2 protein-coding genes (1 of these 2 only partly in view) are annotated in these 20,100 nt (G+C 38.1%); both read left to right on the top strand.

All coding sequences use genetic code 11. The annotated features are described in order from the left end of the window. Positions 1-4,045: the 3' end of an amino acid adenylation domain-containing protein gene (locus ACAM30_RS20220; RefSeq protein WP_369616315.1), read on the top strand. It extends 8,822 nt beyond the left edge of the window; 4,045 of the gene's 12,867 nt are visible here — the last part of the coding sequence; its start codon lies beyond the left edge, outside the window; it ends in the stop codon at positions 4,043-4,045. Beyond that, positions 4,045-20,094 (top strand): non-ribosomal peptide synthase/polyketide synthase, encoded by a 16,050-nt coding sequence (locus tag ACAM30_RS20215; protein WP_369616314.1) that lies wholly within the window; start codon positions 4,045-4,047, stop codon positions 20,092-20,094. Before ACAM30_RS20220 ends, ACAM30_RS20215 begins: the two co-directional genes overlap by 1 nt. Positions 20,095-20,100 lie beyond the last annotated feature (6 nt).

Raw genomic sequence — 20,100 nt, 5'->3', positions numbered from 1 at the left:
GACAGATACACAGAGTCTGATCAGTAATATAGGTACTGCAATTCCAACATTAGGATGTTACATAGTGGATGCTCATTTAAATTTGGTTCCCATAGGAGTAGAAGGAGAATTGTGTATCTCGGGAGCAGGAGTAGCACGAGGTTATTTAAATAGAGAAGACTTAACCAATGAGAAGTTTATAGCGAATCCGTTTAGTGCGGATAAAACTTCCAGATTATACCGATCGGGTGATTTAGCACGCTGGCTTCCGGATGGTAACATAGAATATATCGGCAGAAAAGACGATCAGGTTAAAATTCGCGGCTATCGAATAGAATTAGGCGAGATCGAAAACGCCTTGTCTTCTTTAGCGGGTGTAAATCAATGTTGTGTTCTGGCTAAAGAAGATACAGCAGGTAATAAACGTCTGGTTGGTTATGTAGTTTTAGAAGGAGCATTGAACAAAGAGCAATTACAAAACCAATTAAAATTAAGTCTGCCACAATACATGGTTCCCCAATTATGGGTGGCATTAGATACAATGCCATTAACCGGTAACGGAAAGCTGGATAAAAAAGCATTACCGGATCCGGATGGTTCAGGACTATCGAGTAAAGAATATGTAGCGCCCCGCAACGAAACAGAGACCCAATTAGCTGAAATCTGGCAAAACCTGTTAGGGGTAGAACGAGCAGGAATTCATGATGATTTCTTTGAACTCGGAGGTCACAGTTTGCTCGCTACGCGTTTAGTTTCGATGATTCGTAAGGATTTAAAAAGAGAAGTTTCTATCCGTGAAGTATTTGAACATACTACAATCTCAGACTTAGAAACTCATTTATCATCTCAGTCAGAAGGTATTTTACTTCCGGTTATTACAGGGGGAGAGCGTCCGGAGCGTATTCCCTTATCGTTTAGTCAGGAACGACTATGGTTTTTGGATCAGCTTCAGGGCAGTACTGAATACCATATTCCGATAGTTTTGAGTTTAGAAGGCGCTTTAGAGATGTCGCTGTTGGAACAAACCCTGCATGGTATTGTTTCGCGTCATGAGATCTTACGCAGCATGCTTTTATCAGAAGAAGGTATCGCTTATCAGCAAATCATCAGTGCAGAAGGCTGGTCACTGGATACAGAGATCATATCGGATGAATTCGTATTAAAAAATCAGATCGCCGACTATGCCCATAAACCTTTTGATTTATCGAAAGATTACAAACTGCGTGCGTGTTTATACACTTTAGGGAATCAGAAATATGTGTTGGTATGCGTGTTTCATCATATCGCCAGTGATGGCTGGTCAGAGGGAATTTTGGTGAATGAGTTTACACAATTATATAGTGCATTACAATCCAACAGCACACCTAATCTACCAACACTTCATTTACAATATGCTGATTATGCGATTTGGCAGCGCAACTATTTAGAAGGAGCAGTTTTAGAGGATCAGTTGTCGTACTGGGAATCCAAACTAAGTGGCGTAAGTACTTTGTCCTTACCAATAGATTATCCCCGTCCTTCGGTTCCGAGCAATGCGGGAGCAGCTGTCTCTTTAGTCTTAGATCAGAAGCTGAGCGCATCATTAAACACGATCTGTAAAGAGGAGGGAGTAACCTTGTTTATGCTTTTATTATCCGCTTTTAAGATCTTGTTGTCGCGTTACAGCGGTCAGGAAGATATTTGTGTTGGAACACCAATTGCAAATCGAACCCAAGCGGAATTAGAAGGAATGATTGGCTTTTTTGTCAACACCTTGGCGCTTCGCAGTGATTTGAGCGGCGATCCGAGTTTTAAGGATGTGTTGTCAAGAGTAAAACAAACCACTTTAGAAGGTTACGACCATCAGTTAACCCCATTTGAGAAGGTGGTAGATCGTGTGGTTACAAGCCGTGATAGGAGCATGAGTCCGCTGTTTCAGGTGATGTTTGTATTACAAAATGAGGGAGATAATCAAGTCCAAAAAGAGAACAAATTAAATAATATTATTATTTCTGAATATGAGTTTGATACGGTTAGTTCTAAGTTTGATTTGACATTTAGTGCATCAGAAAATAACAATGGTATTTCATTAGCGGTAAATTATTGCACAGCTTTATTTGATAAGGCTACAATCGAGAGTATGCTGCTGCATTATCAGGAATTATTGCAAAGTATTGTAAGCAGTACCAAACAACCAATCAGTACTCTGTCCATGCTTAGCCAGGCAGAAGAGCATCAATTATTGAATGTTTTCAATAACACTGAAGCTGCCTATCCATCAGATAAGACAATAGTTGATTTATTTACCGAGCAGGTTAAGCAAACACCAACGGCTATTGCAGTTGTTTATGAAGATGCAAAACTAACCTACAAAGAATTAGACGAGCGCTCCAATCAGTTGGCACACTATTTACGCGAGCAGGGTGTAAAACCCGATACTCTTGTAGGGATCTGTCTGGAGCGCAGTTTAGAAATGCTAATTGGTATTCTTGGGATCTTAAAATCAGGAGGCGCTTATGTTCCTATTGATCCGGAGTATCCAACAGATCGTATCGCTTATATGCTTAAAGATGCTGGTATTGATTTGGTTTTAAGCAGTCAAACCAGTTGTAATGTTATAAACAGAGGTGAGGATATATCCGTTCTGTGTCTGGATAAAGATTGGGATCTTATCTCAGGTTATCCAACAGTAGAGCTTAGTACTGTGCTGACGGCCTCTAATTTAGCATATGTGATATATACCTCAGGAAGTACCGGTACACCTAAGGGAGTGATGAATGAACATAGTGGTATTGTGAATCGTCTATTATGGACACAATCCCATTATCAGCTTAAGAGTGATGATGCAATTCTACAGAAAACCTCTTTTAGTTTTGATGTGTCGGTATGGGAATTTTTATGGGCTATTAGCTGTGGAGCACGATTGGTTTTTGCCAAACCCGAAGGACATAAAGATGTTGAATATTTAAAGCATATTATAGAAAAGGAAAACATCACAACGATTCATTTTGTTCCTTCGATGTTGAGAGTTTTCTTAGAAGATATTAATTTAGGAGACTGTAAATCGTTAAAACAGGTTCTGTGTAGTGGAGAGGCTTTACAAGTAGATCAGGTACTCTTATTTAAAGAAAAATTCAGGAATGTTCGATTAGATAACTTATATGGTCCTACAGAAGCTGCAATTGATGTGAGTTCATGGGAAGTACCTCTGGAAGATGTTTTATCTCAGGTTTTAATTGGAAAACCGGTAGCCAATACCAGTTTATATGTTTTAGATCATCAAAATCAATTAGTACCAATAGGTGTAATTGGCGAATTGTGTATTGGAGGAGCTCAGGTAGCCAGAGGATATTTGAACAAGGAAGAATTAACAAAGGAAAAATTTATAGCAAATCCATTCAAAGAGGGAGAGCGAATTTATAAGACAGGTGATTTAGCGCGTTGGCTTCCGGATGGAAACATAGAATACATCGGCAGAAAAGACGATCAGGTTAAAATCCGCGGCTATCGAATAGAATTAGGCGAGATCGAAAACGCCTTGTCTTCTTTAGTGGGCGTAAACCAATGTTGTGTTTTGGCCAAAGAAGATACAGCAGGCAATAAACGTCTGGTAGGTTATGTAGTTTTAGAAGGAGCATTAGACAAAGAGCGACTACAAAACCAATTAAAGTTGAGCTTACCGGAATACATGGTTCCTCAATTGTGGGTGACTTTAGAAAAAATGCCGCTCACCAGTAACGGAAAGCTGGATAAAAAAGTATTGCCGGATCCGGATGGTTCAGACTTATCGAGTACCGAATACGTCGCTCCGCGTAATGAGACAGAAGAGCAGTTGGCAGCAATCTGGCAAAACCTGTTAGGTGTAGAACAAATAGGGATTCATGATAACTTTTTTGAGCTCGGAGGTCATAGTTTACTGGCTACACGTTTAGTTTCGATGATCCGTAAGGAATTTGAGATTGAAATTACAATCAAAGATATATTTGAATTCACAAGAATAGAAGAATTAGGGACCTATTTGAGGCACAAAGAAATTAAAGAAAAAGAAAGCCAAGACATCACTTATAAAAAAATAATAACAATATAATGGACAAAATATTAAATCTTTTAAAAAGAGCTCAAGATGAGGGGGTGAGGTTAGAGTTAGAAGGCGGTAACTTGGTTTTGAAATCAGAAAACGAGAATATTAATGATACATTGTTATCAGATGTAAAAAATAATAAAGATCTTATTATTAAACATCTTGAAAAATTTGAAGTAAATAGAAATAACAATAAGGGATTAGGAAAGCATACTGTAAAGCCATTTGATAGAAGTCTTCTCAAACAAATTCCTTTATCTTATAGTCAGGAGCGTTTATGGTTTCTGGATCAATTGGGCGGTAACGGAGAATATAATATGCCTCTAGTGTTACGTTTAGGTGGAGTATTAAATATTTCAATTTTAGAAGAATCATTACAGACTATTGTTTCGCGTCATGAAGTATTACGCACGAATCTTTTATCAGAAGATGGGATTGGGTATCAGGAGGTTGTTGAGGCAGGGGATTGGTTTTTGGAACAAGAGGCAGTATCAGATGAAGAAATGCTGGAGAAGCACTTACATAAATATCTAAATACTCCATTTAATCTGTCAAATGATTATAAATTAAGAGCATGTTTATATATATTAGGAGATGAGAAATATGTTTTAGCTTGTGTTTTCCACCATATTGCAAGTGATGGCTGGTCGGGGGGAATTTTGGTTAATGAATTTGTGGAGCTGTACAGCGCTCTGAAATCGAACAGCACTCCTGATTTACCTGAGCTTCATTTACAATATGCTGATTATGCGATTTGGCAGCGTAATTATTTAGAAGGTGAGGTTTTAGATAATCAGTTATCGTACTGGGAAGCAAAACTAAGCAATGTAAGCACTTTGTCCTTACCGACGGATCATGTACGACCTTCTGTACAGAGCAGTGCAGGAGGAAGTATTTCCTTAGAATTGGATAAAAAAATAAGCACTTCACTAAGTTCTATATGCCAAGAAGAAGGTGTAACGCTGTTTATGTTATTGCTATCAGCTTTTAAGATTTTGTTATCGCGCTACAGCGGACAGGATGATATTTGCGTAGGAACACCAATAGCCAATAGAACCCAGTCTGATTTAGAAGGAATGATCGGTTTTTTTGTCAATACTTTGGCACTTCGCAGTGATTTAAGCGGAGATCCGAGTTTTAAGGATTTGTTGTCGAGAGTAAAACAGACCACTCTGGAGGGGTATGATCATCAGTTAACTCCATTTGAGAAGGTTGTTGATCGTGTGGTTACAAGCCGTGATATGAGCATGAGTCCATTGTTTCAGGTTATGTTTGTATTGCAAAATGAAGTTGATAGTCAGGGAGAAAAAGACAGGGGATTACATGATATTATTATTTCGGAATACGAGTTTGACACGGTAACTTCCAAGTTTGATTTAACCCTTGGTGTAGCAGAAAACAGCAATGGTATTTTACTAACAGTAAATTACTGTACGGCTTTATTTGACAAGATTACGATCGATCGAATGCTTTTGCATTACCAGGAGTTATTGAAGAATATTATTAGAGATATCAATAAACCAATAGGTAAATTATCAATATTACCTCAGGAAGAAGAACATCAATTACTGAATGTTTTTAATGCTACTTCTATTGATTATCCTAAGGACAAGACAATTGTAGATTTGTTTTCAGAACAGGTGTCTGAAAGACCAAAAGCGACAGCGGTTATTTTTAATAATCAGGAACTGACTTATGAGGATTTGGATGTGAAATCCAATCAGTTCGCAAGGTTTTTGATAAATAAAGGAGTAGGAAAAGAAGATCTGATAGGTATTTGTATTAATCGTTCTTTCGAGATGCTTATTGGTATTTTAGGGATATTGAAATCAGGAGGTGCTTATGTTCCAATCGATCCGGAGTACCCGGCAGACCGTATAGCTTATATGTTAGAGGATTCAGGTGTGAAATTTTTACTTAGTGATAGTAAGAGCTTAGTTGCATTTCCAGATAAAGCGAATTTAGATATTATTTTATTAGACCGCGACTGGGATGTAATAGCTCGTGAATCAACGGAATCAATCCACAGAATCTCAGCTGGGGAGAATTTGGCTTATATAATTTATACATCCGGAAGTACCGGACAGCCAAAAGGCGTAGAAATTAGTAATAGATCACTGGCATCCCGCTTACAGTTTTATAAACTATATTATGCCATGACGGCTGAGGATAAGGTTTTATTTTATCGTTCATTTAGCTTTGATGGTGCTATTGAAGAGTATCTGATGCCTTTTACAATTGGAGGCTGCTGTGTTATGGCGTCAGTAAATTTCAAAGATGATTTATTTCAGAACATTATTGACACTATCCAAAAATATGAGATAACAAAGGTGAATATGCCGCCTTTATTGTTACAAAATATATTGGATTACATATCGGATACTGATCTCAAGAAATTGCAAAGTTTGCGTCATGTGGTATCAGGCGGTGATAAAATAAATACCAAAGTAGTCAATACTTTTAACAGCAGACTTGGCAGCAGATATTTAATAGCACTGTACAATTCATATGGACCAACTGAGAATACGATTGATTCAACTATTTATCGATTTGCGAACGATGTAGAATATACTATCATACCTATTGGCGGGCCTGTAGGCAATTCTGAGGTTTATATTTTGGATGAAGCAGACTCTTTGGTTGCCATAGGTTTGTTAGGAGAAATTTGTGTATCCGGAGATGGTATTGCCCGAGGTTATTTAAATAAACCATTACAAACGATAGAGAAGTTTATCGAACATCCTTTTAAATCTGGCGAAAAGTTATATAAAACCGGAGATATAGGAAGATGGTTACCTGATGGAACAGTAGAGTTTATGGGAAGAAAAGATGATCAGGTTAAAATTAGTGGTCATCGTATAGAATTGGGCGAAATAGAATATGCACTACTAAAACTAGAGGAAGTTAGAAAAGCAGTAGTACTTGTAAAAGCAGATCAAAACTCAAATAAACGTTTAGTCGCTTTTTTAGAACTTACAGAAGAAATAAATACTGGGAATTTAAGAACACAATTGTCCAAAGTGCTTCCTAAGTTTATGATTCCGAATCAATTTATTCAACTCGAAGCAATACCTTTTACCAGTAATGGTAAGGTAGATAAAAATGCATTGCCTGACCCGGATGGTTCAGAACTATCGAGTAAAGAATATGTAGCGCCCCGCAACGAAACAGAGACCCAATTAGCTGAAATCTGGCAAAACCTGTTAGGGGTAGAACAAGTAGGAATTTATGACAACTTCTTTGAACTCGGAGGTCACAGTTTACTCGCTACGCGTTTAGTTTCGATGATTCGTAAGGATTTAAAAAGAGAAGTTTCTATCCGTGAAGTATTTGAACATACTACAATCTCAGAATTAGGAACTCATTTATCATCTCAGTCAGAAGGTGTTTTACTTCCGGTTATTACAGGGGGAGAGCGTCCGGAGCGTATTCCCTTATCGTTTAGTCAGGAACGACTATGGTTTTTGGATCAGCTTCAGGGCAGTACTGAATACCACATTCCGATAGTTCTGAGTTTAGAAGGCGCTTTAGAGATGTCGCTGTTGGAACAAACCCTGCATGGTATTGTTTCGCGTCATGAGATCTTACGCAGCATGCTTTTATCAGAAGAAGGTATCGCTTATCAGCAAATCATCAGTGCAGAAGGCTGGTCACTGGATACAGAGATCATATCGGATGAATTCGTATTAAAAAATCAGATCGCCGACTATGTCAACCAATCTTTTGATTTATCAAAAGACTATAAACTGCGAGCGTGTTTATACACTTTAGGGAATCAGAAATATGTGTTGGTATGCGTGTTTCATCATATTGCCAGTGATGGCTGGTCAGAGGGAATTTTGGTGAATGAGTTTACACAATTATATAGTGCATTACAATCCAACAGCACACCTAATCTACCAACACTTCATTTACAATATGCCGATTATGCGATTTGGCAGCGCAACTATTTAGAAGGAGCAGTTTTAGAGGATCAGTTGTCGTACTGGGAATCCAAACTAAGTGGCGTAAGTACTTTGTCCTTACCAACAGATTATCCCCGTCCTTCGGTTCCGAGCAATGCGGGAGCAGCTGTCTCTTTAGTCTTAGATCAGAAGCTGAGCGCATCATTAAACACGATCTGTAAAGAGGAGGGAGTAACCTTGTTTATGCTTTTATTATCCGCTTTTAAGATCTTGTTGTCGCGTTACAGTGGTCAGGAAGATATTTGTGTTGGAACACCAATTGCAAATCGAACGCAAGCGGAATTAGAAGGAATGATTGGCTTTTTTGTCAACACCTTGGCGCTTCGCAGTGATTTGAGCGGCGATCCGAGTTTTAAGGATGTGTTGTCAAGAGTAAAACAAACCACTTTAGAAGGTTACGACCATCAGTTAACCCCATTTGAGAAGGTGGTAGATCGTGTGGTTACAAGCCGTGATAGGAGCATGAGTCCGCTGTTTCAGGTGATGTTTGTATTACAAAATGAAGGAGATAATCAAGTCCCAAAAGAGAACGAATTAAATGATATCATTATTTCCGGATATGAGTTTGATACGGTTAGTTCTAAGTTTGATTTGACATTTAGTGCATCAGAAAATAACAATGGTATTTCATTAGTCTTAAACTATTGCACCGCTTTATTTGATAAGGCTACAATCGAGAGTATGCTGCTGCATTATCAGGAATTATTGCAAAGTATTGTAAGCAGTACCAAACAACCAATCAGTACTCTGTCGATGCTTAGCCAGGCAGAAGAGCATCAATTATTGAATGTTTTCAATAACACTGAAGCTGCCTATCCATCAGATAAAACAATTGTTGATTTATTTACCGAGCAGGTTAAACAAACACCAACGGCTATTGCAGTTGTTTATGAAGATGAAAAACTAACCTACAAAGAATTAGACGAGCGCTCCAATCAGTTGGCACACTATTTACGCGAGCAGGGTGTAAAACCCGATACTCTTGTAGGGATCTGTCTGGAGCGCAGTTTAGAAATGCTAATTGGTATTTTGGGAATCTTAAAATCAGGAGGCGCTTATGTTCCTATTGATCCGGAGTATCCAACAGATCGTATCGCTTATATGCTTAAAGATGCTGGTATTGATTTGGTTTTAAGCAGTCAAACCAGTTGTAATGTTATAAACAGAGGTGAGGATATATCCGTTCTGTGTCTGGATAAAGATTGGGATCTTATCTCAGGTTATCCAACAGTAGAGCTTAGTACTGTGCTGACGGCCTCTAATTTAGCATATGTGATATATACCTCAGGAAGCACCGGTACACCTAAGGGAGTTTTGATAACGCATAAAAATGTAGTTCGATTATTTAAAAACGAATCCCCGTTATATGATTTTGGGTCCGGTGATGTCTGGACTTTGTTTCATTCCTTTTGTTTTGATTTCTCAGTATGGGAAATGTATGGCGCCTTATTGCATGGAGGCCGTTTAGTGGTTGTTCCTAAGGCCCTAACAAAAGATGCTGTTTCTTTTAAGGAATTATTAATAAAAGAAGGTGTAACAGTTTTAAACCAGACACCAGGTTCATTTTACGTACTTCAGGAAGAATTTTTATCCAAAAGCTCATCACATTCTCTGCGTTATGTAATTTTTGGAGGAGAGGCTCTGAATTCTACTTATTTGGAAAGATGGAAGCGTTCTTATGCAGATTGTAAACTAATCAACATGTATGGCATCACAGAAACAACTGTACATGTCACTTACAAAGAGATTACAGAGACAGATACACAGAGTCTGATCAGTAATATAGGTACTGCAATTCCAACATTAGGATGTTACATAGTGGATGCTCATTTAAATTTGGTTCCCATAGGAGTAGAAGGAGAATTGTGTATCTCGGGAGCAGGAGTAGCACGAGGTTATTTAAATAGAGAAGACTTAACCAATGAGAAGTTTATAGCGAATCCGTTTAGTGCGGATAAAACTTCCAGATTATACCGATCGGGTGATTTAGCACGCTGGCTTCCGGATGGTAACATAGAATATATCGGCAGAAAAGACGATCAGGTTAAAATTCGCGGTTATCGAATAGAATTAGGGGAGATTGAAAACGCCTTGTCTTCTTTAGCGGGTGTAAATCAATGTTGTGTTCTGGCTAAAGAAGATACAGCAGGCAACAAACGTCTGGTAGGTTATGTAGTTTTAGAAGGAGCATTAGACAAAGAGCAATTACAAAACCAATTAAAATTAAGTTTGCCTGAATACATGATTCCTCAATTATGGGTGGCATTAGATACAATGCCATTAACCGGTAACGGAAAACTGGATAAAAAAGCATTACCAGATCCGGATGGTTCAGGACTATCGAGTAAAGAATATGTAGCTCCTCGTAATGATACAGAAACACAGCTAGCCGGGATCTGGCAAAACCTGTTAGGGGTAGAACGAGCAGGAATTCATGATGATTTCTTTGAACTTGGAGGTCACAGTTTGCTCGCTACGCGTTTAGTTTCGATGATCCGTAAAGAACTCTCTAAAGAGATTGAAATTGCGGATGTTTTTGCCTATACCACGATTTCAGACTTAGAAACTCATTTATCATCTCAGTCAGAAGGTATTTTACTTCCGGTTATTACAGGGGGAGAGCGTCCGGAGCGTATTCCCTTATCGTTTAGTCAGGAACGACTATGGTTTTTGGATCAGCTTCAGGGCAGTACTGAATACCATATTCCGATAGTTTTGAGTTTAGAAGGCGCTTTAGAGATGTCGCTGTTGGAACAAACCCTGCATGGTATTGTTTCGCGTCATGAGATCTTACGCAGCATGCTTTTATCAGAAGAAGGTATCGCTTATCAGCAAATCATCAGTGCAGAAGGCTGGTCACTGGATACAGAGATCATATCGGATGAATTCGTATTAAAAAATCAGATCGCCGACTATGCCCATAAACCTTTTGATTTATCAAAAGACTATAAACTGCGAGCGTGTTTATACACTTTAGGGAATCAGAAATATGTGTTGGTATGCGTGTTTCATCATATTGCCAGTGATGGCTGGTCAGAGGGAATTTTGGTGAATGAGTTTACACAATTATATAGTGCATTACAATCCAACAGCATACCTAATCTACCAACACTTCATTTACAATATGCCGATTATGCGATTTGGCAGCGCAACTATTTAGAAGGAGCAGTTTTAGAGGATCAGTTGTCGTACTGGGAATCCAAACTAAGTGGCGTAAGTACTTTGTCCTTACCAACAGATTATCCCCGTCCTTCGGTTCCGAGCAATGCGGGAGCAGCTGTCTCTTTAGCTTTAGACCAGAAGCTTAAAACTTCATTAAATGCTATCTGTAAAGAGGAGGGAGTAACCTTGTTTATGCTTTTATTATCCGCTTTTAAGATCTTGTTGTCGCGTTACAGCGGTCAGGAAGATATTTGTGTTGGAACACCAATTGCAAATCGAACCCAAGCGGAATTAGAAGGAATGATTGGCTTTTTTGTCAACACCTTGGCGCTTCGCAGTGATTTGAGCGGCGATCCGAGTTTTAAGGATGTGTTGTCAAGAGTAAAACAAACCACTTTAGAAGGTTACGACCATCAGTTAACCCCATTTGAGAAGGTGGTAGATCGTGTGGTTACAAGCCGTGATAGGAGCATGAGTCCGCTGTTTCAGGTGATGTTTGTATTACAAAATGAGGGAGATAATCAAGTCCAAAAAGAGAACAAATTAAATAATATTATTATTTCTGAATATGAGTTTGATACGGTTAGTTCTAAGTTTGATTTGACATTTAGTGCATCAGAAAATAACAATGGTATTTCATTAGCGGTAAATTATTGCACAGCTTTATTTGATAAGGCTACAATCGAGAGTATGCTGCTGCATTATCAGGAATTATTGCAAAGTATTGTAAGCAGTACCAAACAACCAATCAGTACTCTGTCCATGCTTAGCCAGGCAGAAGAGCATCAATTATTGAATGTTTTCAATAACACTGAAGCTGCCTATCCATCAGATAAGACAATAGTTGATTTATTTACCGAGCAGGTTAAGCAAACACCAACGGCTATTGCAGTTGTTTATGAAGATGCAAAACTAACCTACAAAGAATTAGACGAGCGCTCCAATCAGTTGGCACACTATTTACGCGAGCAGGGTGTAAAACCCGATACTCTTGTAGGGATCTGTCTGGAGCGCAGTTTAGAAATGCTAATTGGTATTCTTGGGATCTTAAAATCAGGAGGCGCTTATGTTCCTATTGATCCGGAGTATCCAACAGATCGTATCGCTTATATGCTTAAAGATGCTGGTATTGATTTGGTTTTAAGCAGTCAAACCAGTTGTAATGTTATAAACAGAGGTGAGGATATATCCGTTCTGTGTCTGGATAAAGATTGGGAACTTATCTCAGGTTATCCAACAGTAGAGCTTAGGACTGTATTGACGGCCTCTAATTTAGCATATGTGATATATACCTCAGGAAGTACCGGTACACCTAAGGGAGTGATGAATCAACATAGCGGTATTGTGAATCGTCTATTATGGGGACAATCCCATTATCAGCTTAAGAGTGATGATGCAATTCTACAGAAAACCTCTTTTAGTTTTGATGTGTCGGTATGGGAATTTTTATGGGCTATTAGCTGTGGAGCACGATTGGTTTTTGCCAAACCCGAAGGACACAAAGATGTTGAATATTTAAAGCATATTATAGAAAAGGAAAACATCACAACGATTCATTTTGTTCCTTCGATGTTGAGAGTTTTCTTAGAAGATATTAACTTAGGAGACTGTAAATCGTTAAAACAGGTTCTGTGTAGTGGAGAGGCTTTACAAGTAGATCAGGTACTCTTATTTAAAGAAAAATTCAGGAATGTTCGATTAGATAACTTATACGGTCCTACAGAAGCTGCAATTGAAGTGAGTTCATGGGAAGTACCTCTGAAAGATGTTTTATCTCAGGTTTTAATTGGAAAACCGGTAGCCAATACCAGCTTATATGTTTTAGATCATCAAAATCAATTAGTACCAATAGGCGTAATTGGCGAATTGTGTATAGGAGGAGTTCAGGTAGCCAGAGGATATTTGAACAAGGAAGAATTAACAAAGGAAAAATTTATAGCAAATCCATTCAAAGAGGGAGAGCGAATTTATAAGACAGGCGATTTAGCACGTTGGCTTCCGGATGGAAACATAGAATGCATTGGCAGAAAAGACGATCAGGTTAAAATTCGCGGCTATCGAATAGAATTAGGCGAGATCGAAAACGCCTTGTCTTCTTTAGTGGGCGTAAACCAATGTTGTGTTTTGGCCAAAGAAGATACAGCAGGCAACAAACGTCTGGTAGGTTATGTAGTTTTAGAAGGAGCATTAGACAAAGAGCGACTACAAAATCAATTAAAGTTGAGCTTACCGGAATACATGGTTCCTCAATTGTGGGTGGCATTAGATACAATGCCATTATCCGGTAGCGGAAAGCTGGATAAAAAGTCATTACCAAATCCTGATTTTTCAGGCTTATCCAGTAAAGAATTTGTCGCTCCGCGTAATGAGACAGAAATCCAATTAGCAGCAATCTGGCAAAACCTGTTAGGCGTAGAACAAATAGGGATTTATGATAACTTTTTCGAACTCGGAGGTCACAGTTTACTGGCTACACGTTTAGTTTCGATGATCCGTAAGGCTTTGATGATAGAAGTATCCATCCGCGAAGTATTTGAACATGCCACAATCTCAGACTTAGGAACCCATATAGCGGCACAGTCTGAAGTGGTTTTATTACCAGGTATTGTTGCAGAAGAACGTCCGGCTCGTATTCCTTTATCGTTTAGTCAGGAACGATTATGGTTTTTGGATCAACTTCAAGGCAGTACAGAATATCACGTACCTATTGTTCTTCGTTTAGAGGGCGCATTAGACGTATCGATACTGGAACAAACCTTGCATTGTATAGTTTCGCGCCATGAAGTCTTACGCAGTATGCTTTTATCAGAAGAAGGTATCGGTTATCAGCAAATCATCAGTGCAGAAGGCTGGTCTTTGGATCAGCTTGCAATATCTGATGTAACTTTACTAGAAAACAGTCTGGATCGTTATCTGGCCCAGCCCTTTAATTTATCGAAGGATTATAAGTTAAGAAGTTGCCTGTATGACTTGGGTAACGAGCAGTATGTCTTAGCATGTGTGTTGCATCATATTGCCAGTGACGGTTGGTCAGAGGGTATTTTGGTAAATGAGTTTATAGAACTGTACAATGCCATGACTCAAGGCAGGAATCCAAATTTACCTACGTTACCAATCCAGTATGCGGATTATGCTATTTGGCAGCGTAAATATATTTCAGGGGAAGTTTTGGAGACCCAGTTGAGTTATTGGGATGATCAATTGCAAGGAGTATTACCATTATTGCTACCTACAGACTATGTGCGACCATCGATTCAGAGTAGATCAGGAGCGAGTATGTCATTTCATATAAATCAAGAAGAAAAAGTTGCATTAGACTCAATTTGCAGATCGGAAGGGGTTACGATGTTTATGCTGTTATTATCGGCTTTCAAAGTGTTGTTATATAAATATAGCGGGCAAGAGGATATTTGCGTTGGTACGCCTATAGCCAATAGAACACAGGCTGAATTAGAAGGAGTAATAGGATTTTTTATTAATAATCTAACGATTCGCACTAGGATAGATTCCCAAAGTTCCTTTAAGGATTTATTAGTTCAGGTTAAAGAAACTACTTTAAGTGCTTATAATAACCAGAGTGCTCCATTTGAAAAAATTGTAGACAGGGTGATGACAACTCGGGATACGAGTATGAGCCCTTTGTTCCAGGTAAAATTTTTATTAGATAATACTCCAAGATCAACAGAAGCATTTTTAGATCAAATAACGATAGACAGCTATGAAAGAGATCATATAAGTTCTATATTGGATATTTCATTTAATGCTGTAGAGACAGAAAAAGAGATTTTATTCAATATTGAATATTGTACAGATTTGTTCAAAAGTGATACTATTCAATCTATGATCATTCATTTTGAAGAAATCATCAGTAGTATAATTAAAAATTTAAATGAACCAATAAATAAGCTTGAGATGTTATCTATTGAAGAAAAACATCAAATACTCTATGAATTTAATAACACCCAAGTTGCTTATCCAAAAGACAAGACTCTAGTTGATTTATTCGAAGAACAGGTTAAGAGAACCCCAAATAATATTGCTGTCGCGTTTGAAAATGAAGTATTAACTTATAAAGAACTAAATGAACAATCAGATTGTTTGGCGTATTATTTAAAGAATACAGGTCAGTTAGAATCAGAAGATATAGTAGGAGTAATGATAGATCGTAATATATGGTCAATTGTTTCTATGTTAGGTATTATGAAATCAGGGGCTTGTTATTTACCAATTGACAAAGATTATCCAGATACACGTAAGTCATTTATTATAGAAGATGCCAATGTAAAATTATTAATTATAGATTCAGAAAGCTTATTTGAAGTGATGGACTATAATACAAAGATATTTTCAATAGACATCGAGTTTGAAAAAATATCGAAAGAGGTTACAGAAGTAGATTCAAAAACTAGTAATGTTAAATCTTCAGATTTAGCTTATGTAATTTATACTTCCGGAAGTACAGGCAATCCAAAAGGAGTTATGATCGAGCATGGTAGTATTGTCAATACAATAGTATCACAAATAAAAACTTTTTCAGTAACCGAAGTTGATAGTTGTTTACAATTTGCAAGTCATTCTTTCGATGCTTCCATATCAGAGATTTTTATATCGTTATTATCAGGATCACAATTATATATAATAGAAGAAGGGAATAAACTTGATGTGAGTTATTTTGTCGATTATGTTGCAAAAAATCAAATATCCATAGCCACATTACCTCCTGCTTTTTTAACATTATTAGATTGTAATCAAATATCTGGCATAAAAACATTGATAACAGCAGGAGAACAAGCACCATTAAAACAGGCAAAGTTATTTGCAAAAACAGGAAAATACATCAATGCTTATGGCCCCACAGAAGCCAGTATTTGCGCCACTATCTTTAGTGGTGATATGGGTACAACGGTTCCTATAGGAACACCAATAGCCAACACCCAAATTTATATACTTGATGATAGTCAAAATACAGTTCCCATCGGAGTAATTGGAGAATTATGCATATCAGGAGCTGGTATAGCTCGTGGCTATTTGAATAGAGATGACTTAACGAGAGAGAAGTTTATAAGGAATCCTTTTATTGAAGGGGAACGACTATACAAAACAGGTGATCTGGCCCAATGGTTACCTGATGGAAATATAGAATATATTGGCAGAAAAGATGATCAGGTTAAAATACGCGGATATCGAATAGAGTTAGGCGAGATCGAAAATGTATTGTTTTCTTTAGCAGGAATTACACAGTGTTGTGTATTGGCCAGGGAAGGAGCAAATGATAGCAAGCGTCTGGTAGGTTATGTTGTATCTGAAGATGATTTTGATAAGCAATCGATACAAGAATCACTAAAATCGAAATTACCGGACTATATGGTACCTCAGTTGTGGGTAGTATTAGATAGTTTTCCATTAACCACTAATGGTAAAGTTGATAAAAAGGTATTACCTGATCCGGATAGCTCAGATTTATCCGGTAAAGAATATATAGCGCCACGTAATGAAACAGAAGCGCAATTAGCAGAAATCTGGCAGAATTTGTTAGACGTAGAACGAGTAGGAGTTTATGATAATTTCTTTGAGTTGGGCGGTCATAGTTTACTGGCCATTAGAATGATATCGATGATACGTAAAGTGTTTGAAGTTGAAATGTCAATCTATGAGGTTTTTGAATATCAAAGTATCTTTGAGATCTCAGTGCTCTTGTTGTCAAGAGATAAACAGCTTTTACTACCAACTATTGTTGCTCAAGAAAGAGGAGTTCGAATTCCCTTATCGTTTAGTCAGGAACGACTATGGTTTTTGGATCAGCTTCAGGGCAGTACCGAATACCATATCCCTATAGTTTTGAGCTTAGAAGGAGCCTTAGAGATGTCGCTGTTGGAACAAACCCTGCATGGTATTGTTTCGCGTCATGAGGTCTTACGCAGTATGCTTTTATCAGAAGAAGGCATCGCTTATCAGCAAATCATCAGTGCAGAAGGCTGGTCACTGGATACGGAGGTGGTGTCGGATGAATTCGTATTAAAAAATCAGATCGCCGACTATGCCCATAAACCTTTTGATTTATCGAAAGATTACAAACTGCGTGCGTGTTTATACACTTTAGGGAATCAGAAATATGTGTTGGTATGCGTGTTTCATCATATCGCCAGTGATGGCTGGTCAGAGGGAATTTTGGTGAATGAGTTTACACAATTATATAGTGCATTACAATCCAACAGCATACCTAATCTACCAACACTTCATTTACAATATGCCGATTATGCGATTTGGCAGCGCAACTATTTAGAAGGAGCAGTTTTAGAGGATCAGTTGTCGTATTGGGAATCCAAACTAAGTGGCGTAAGTACTTTGTCCTTACCAATAGATTATCCCCGTCCTTCGGTTCCGAGCAATGCGGGAGCAGCTGTCTCTTTAGTCTTAGATCAGAAGCTGAGCGCATCATTAAACACGATCTGTAAAGAGGAGGGAGTAACCTTGTTTATGCTTTTATTATCCGCTTTTAAGATCTTGTTGTCGCGTTACAGCGGTCAGGAAGATATTTGTGTTGGAACACCAATTGCAAATCGAACCCAAGCGGAATTAGAAGGAATGATTGGCTTTTTTGTCAACACCTTGGCGCTTCGCAGTGATTTGAGCGGCGATCCGAGTTTTAAGGATGTGTTGTCAAGAGTAAAACAAACCACTTTAGAAGGTTACGACCATCAGTTAACCCCATTTGAGAAGGTGGTAGATCGTGTGGTTACAAGCCGTGATAGGAGCATGAGTCCGCTGTTTCAGGTGATGTTTGTATTACAAAATGAGGGAGATAATCAAGTCCAAAAAGAGAACAAATTAAATAATATTATTATTTCTGAATATGAGTTTGATACGGTTAGTTCTAAGTTTGATTTGACATTTAGTGCATCAGAAAATAACAATGGTATTTCATTAGCGGTAAATTATTGCACAGCTTTATTTGATAAGGCTACAATCGAGAGTATGCTGCTGCATTATCAGGAATTATTGCAAAGTATTGTAAGCAGTACCAAACAACCAATCAGTACTCTGTCCATGCTTAGCCAGGCAGAAGAGCATCAATTATTGAATGTTTTCAATAACACTGAAGCTGCCTATCCATCAGATAAGACAATAGTTGATTTATTTACCGAGCAGGTTAAGCAAACACCAACGGCTATTGCAGTTGTTTATGAAGATGCAAAACTAACCTACAAAGAATTAGACGAGCGCTCCAATCAGTTGGCACACTATTTACGCGAGCAGGGTGTAAAACCCGATACTCTTGTAGGGATCTGTCTGGAGCGCAGTTTAGAAATGCTAATTGGTATTCTTGGGATCTTAAAATCAGGAGGCGCTTATGTTCCTATTGATCCGGAGTATCCAACAGATCGTATCGCTTATATGCTTAAAGATGCTGGTATTGATTTGGTTTTAAGCAGTCAAACCAGTTGTAATGTTATAAACAGAGGTGAGGATATATCCGTTCTGTGTCTGGATAAAGATTGGGATCTTATCTCAGGTTATCCAACAGTAGAGCTTAGTACTGTGCTGACGGCCTCTAATTTAGCATATGTGATATATACCTCAGGAAGTACCGGTACACCTAAGGGAGTGATGAATGAACATAGTGGTATTGTGAATCGTCTATTATGGACACAATCCCATTATCAGCTTAAGAGTGATGATGCAATTCTACAGAAAACCTCTTTTAGTTTTGATGTGTCGGTATGGGAATTTTTATGGGCTATTAGCTGTGGAGCACGATTGGTTTTTGCCAAACCCGAAGGACATAAAGATGTTGAATATTTAAAGCATATTATAGAAAAGGAAAACATCACAACGATTCATTTTGTTCCTTCGATGTTGAGAGTTTTCTTAGAAGATATTAATTTAGGAGACTGTAAATCGTTAAAACAGGTTCTGTGTAGTGGAGAGGCTTTACAAGTAGATCAGGTACTCTTATTTAAAGAAAAATTCAGGAATGTTCGATTAGATAACTTATATGGTCCTACAGAAGCTGCAATTGATGTGAGTTCATGGGAAGTACCTCTGGAAGATGTTTTATCTCAGGTTTTAATTGGAAAACCGGTAGCCAATACCAGTTTATATGTTTTAGATCATCAAAATCAATTAGTACCAATAGGTGTAATTGGCGAATTGTGTATTGGAGGAGCTCAGGTAGCCAGAGGATATTTGAACAAGGAAGAATTAACAAAGGAAAAATTTATAGCAAATCCATTCAAAGAGGGAGAGCGAATTTATAAGACAGGCGATTTAGCACGTTGGCTTCCGGATGGAAACATAGAATACATCGGCAGAAAAGACGATCAGGTTAAAATCCGCGGCTATCGAATAGAATTAGGCGAGATCGAAAACGCCTTGTCTTCTTTAGTGGGCGTAAACCAATGTTGTGTTTTGGCCAAAGAAGATACAGCAGGCAATAAACGTCTGGTAGGTTATGTAGTTTTAGAAGGAGCATTAGACAAAGAGCGACTACAAAACCAATTAAAGTTGAGCTTACCGGAATACATGGTTCCTCAATTGTGGGTGACTTTAGAAAAAATGCCGCTCACCAGTAACGGAAAGCTGGATAAAAAAGTATTGCCGGATCCGGATGGTTCAGACTTATCGAGTACCGAATACGTCGCTCCGCGTAATGAGACAGAAGAGCAGTTGGCAGCAATCTGGCAAAACCTGTTAGGTGTAGAACAAATAGGAATTTATGATAACTTTTTCGAGCTCGGAGGTCACAGTTTACTGGCTACACGTTTAGTTTCAATGATCCGTAAGGCTTTGATGATAGAAGTATCCATCCGCGAAGTATTTGAACATGCAACAATTGTAGAGTTGGCATCGCTTATTGAATTTTTTGAACAAGATTTTAATGAGGATCATGAAGACAGTGAAAACTACAATGTAACTATAGAAATATAATTTTAA

It is taken from the genome of Flavobacterium sp. CFS9 (genome assembly GCF_041154745.1).
GTDB lineage: Bacteria > Bacteroidota > Bacteroidia > Flavobacteriales > Flavobacteriaceae > Flavobacterium.
Note: the sequence above shows the minus strand (reverse complement) of the source record. Positions and strands in the feature narration are given on the sequence as shown.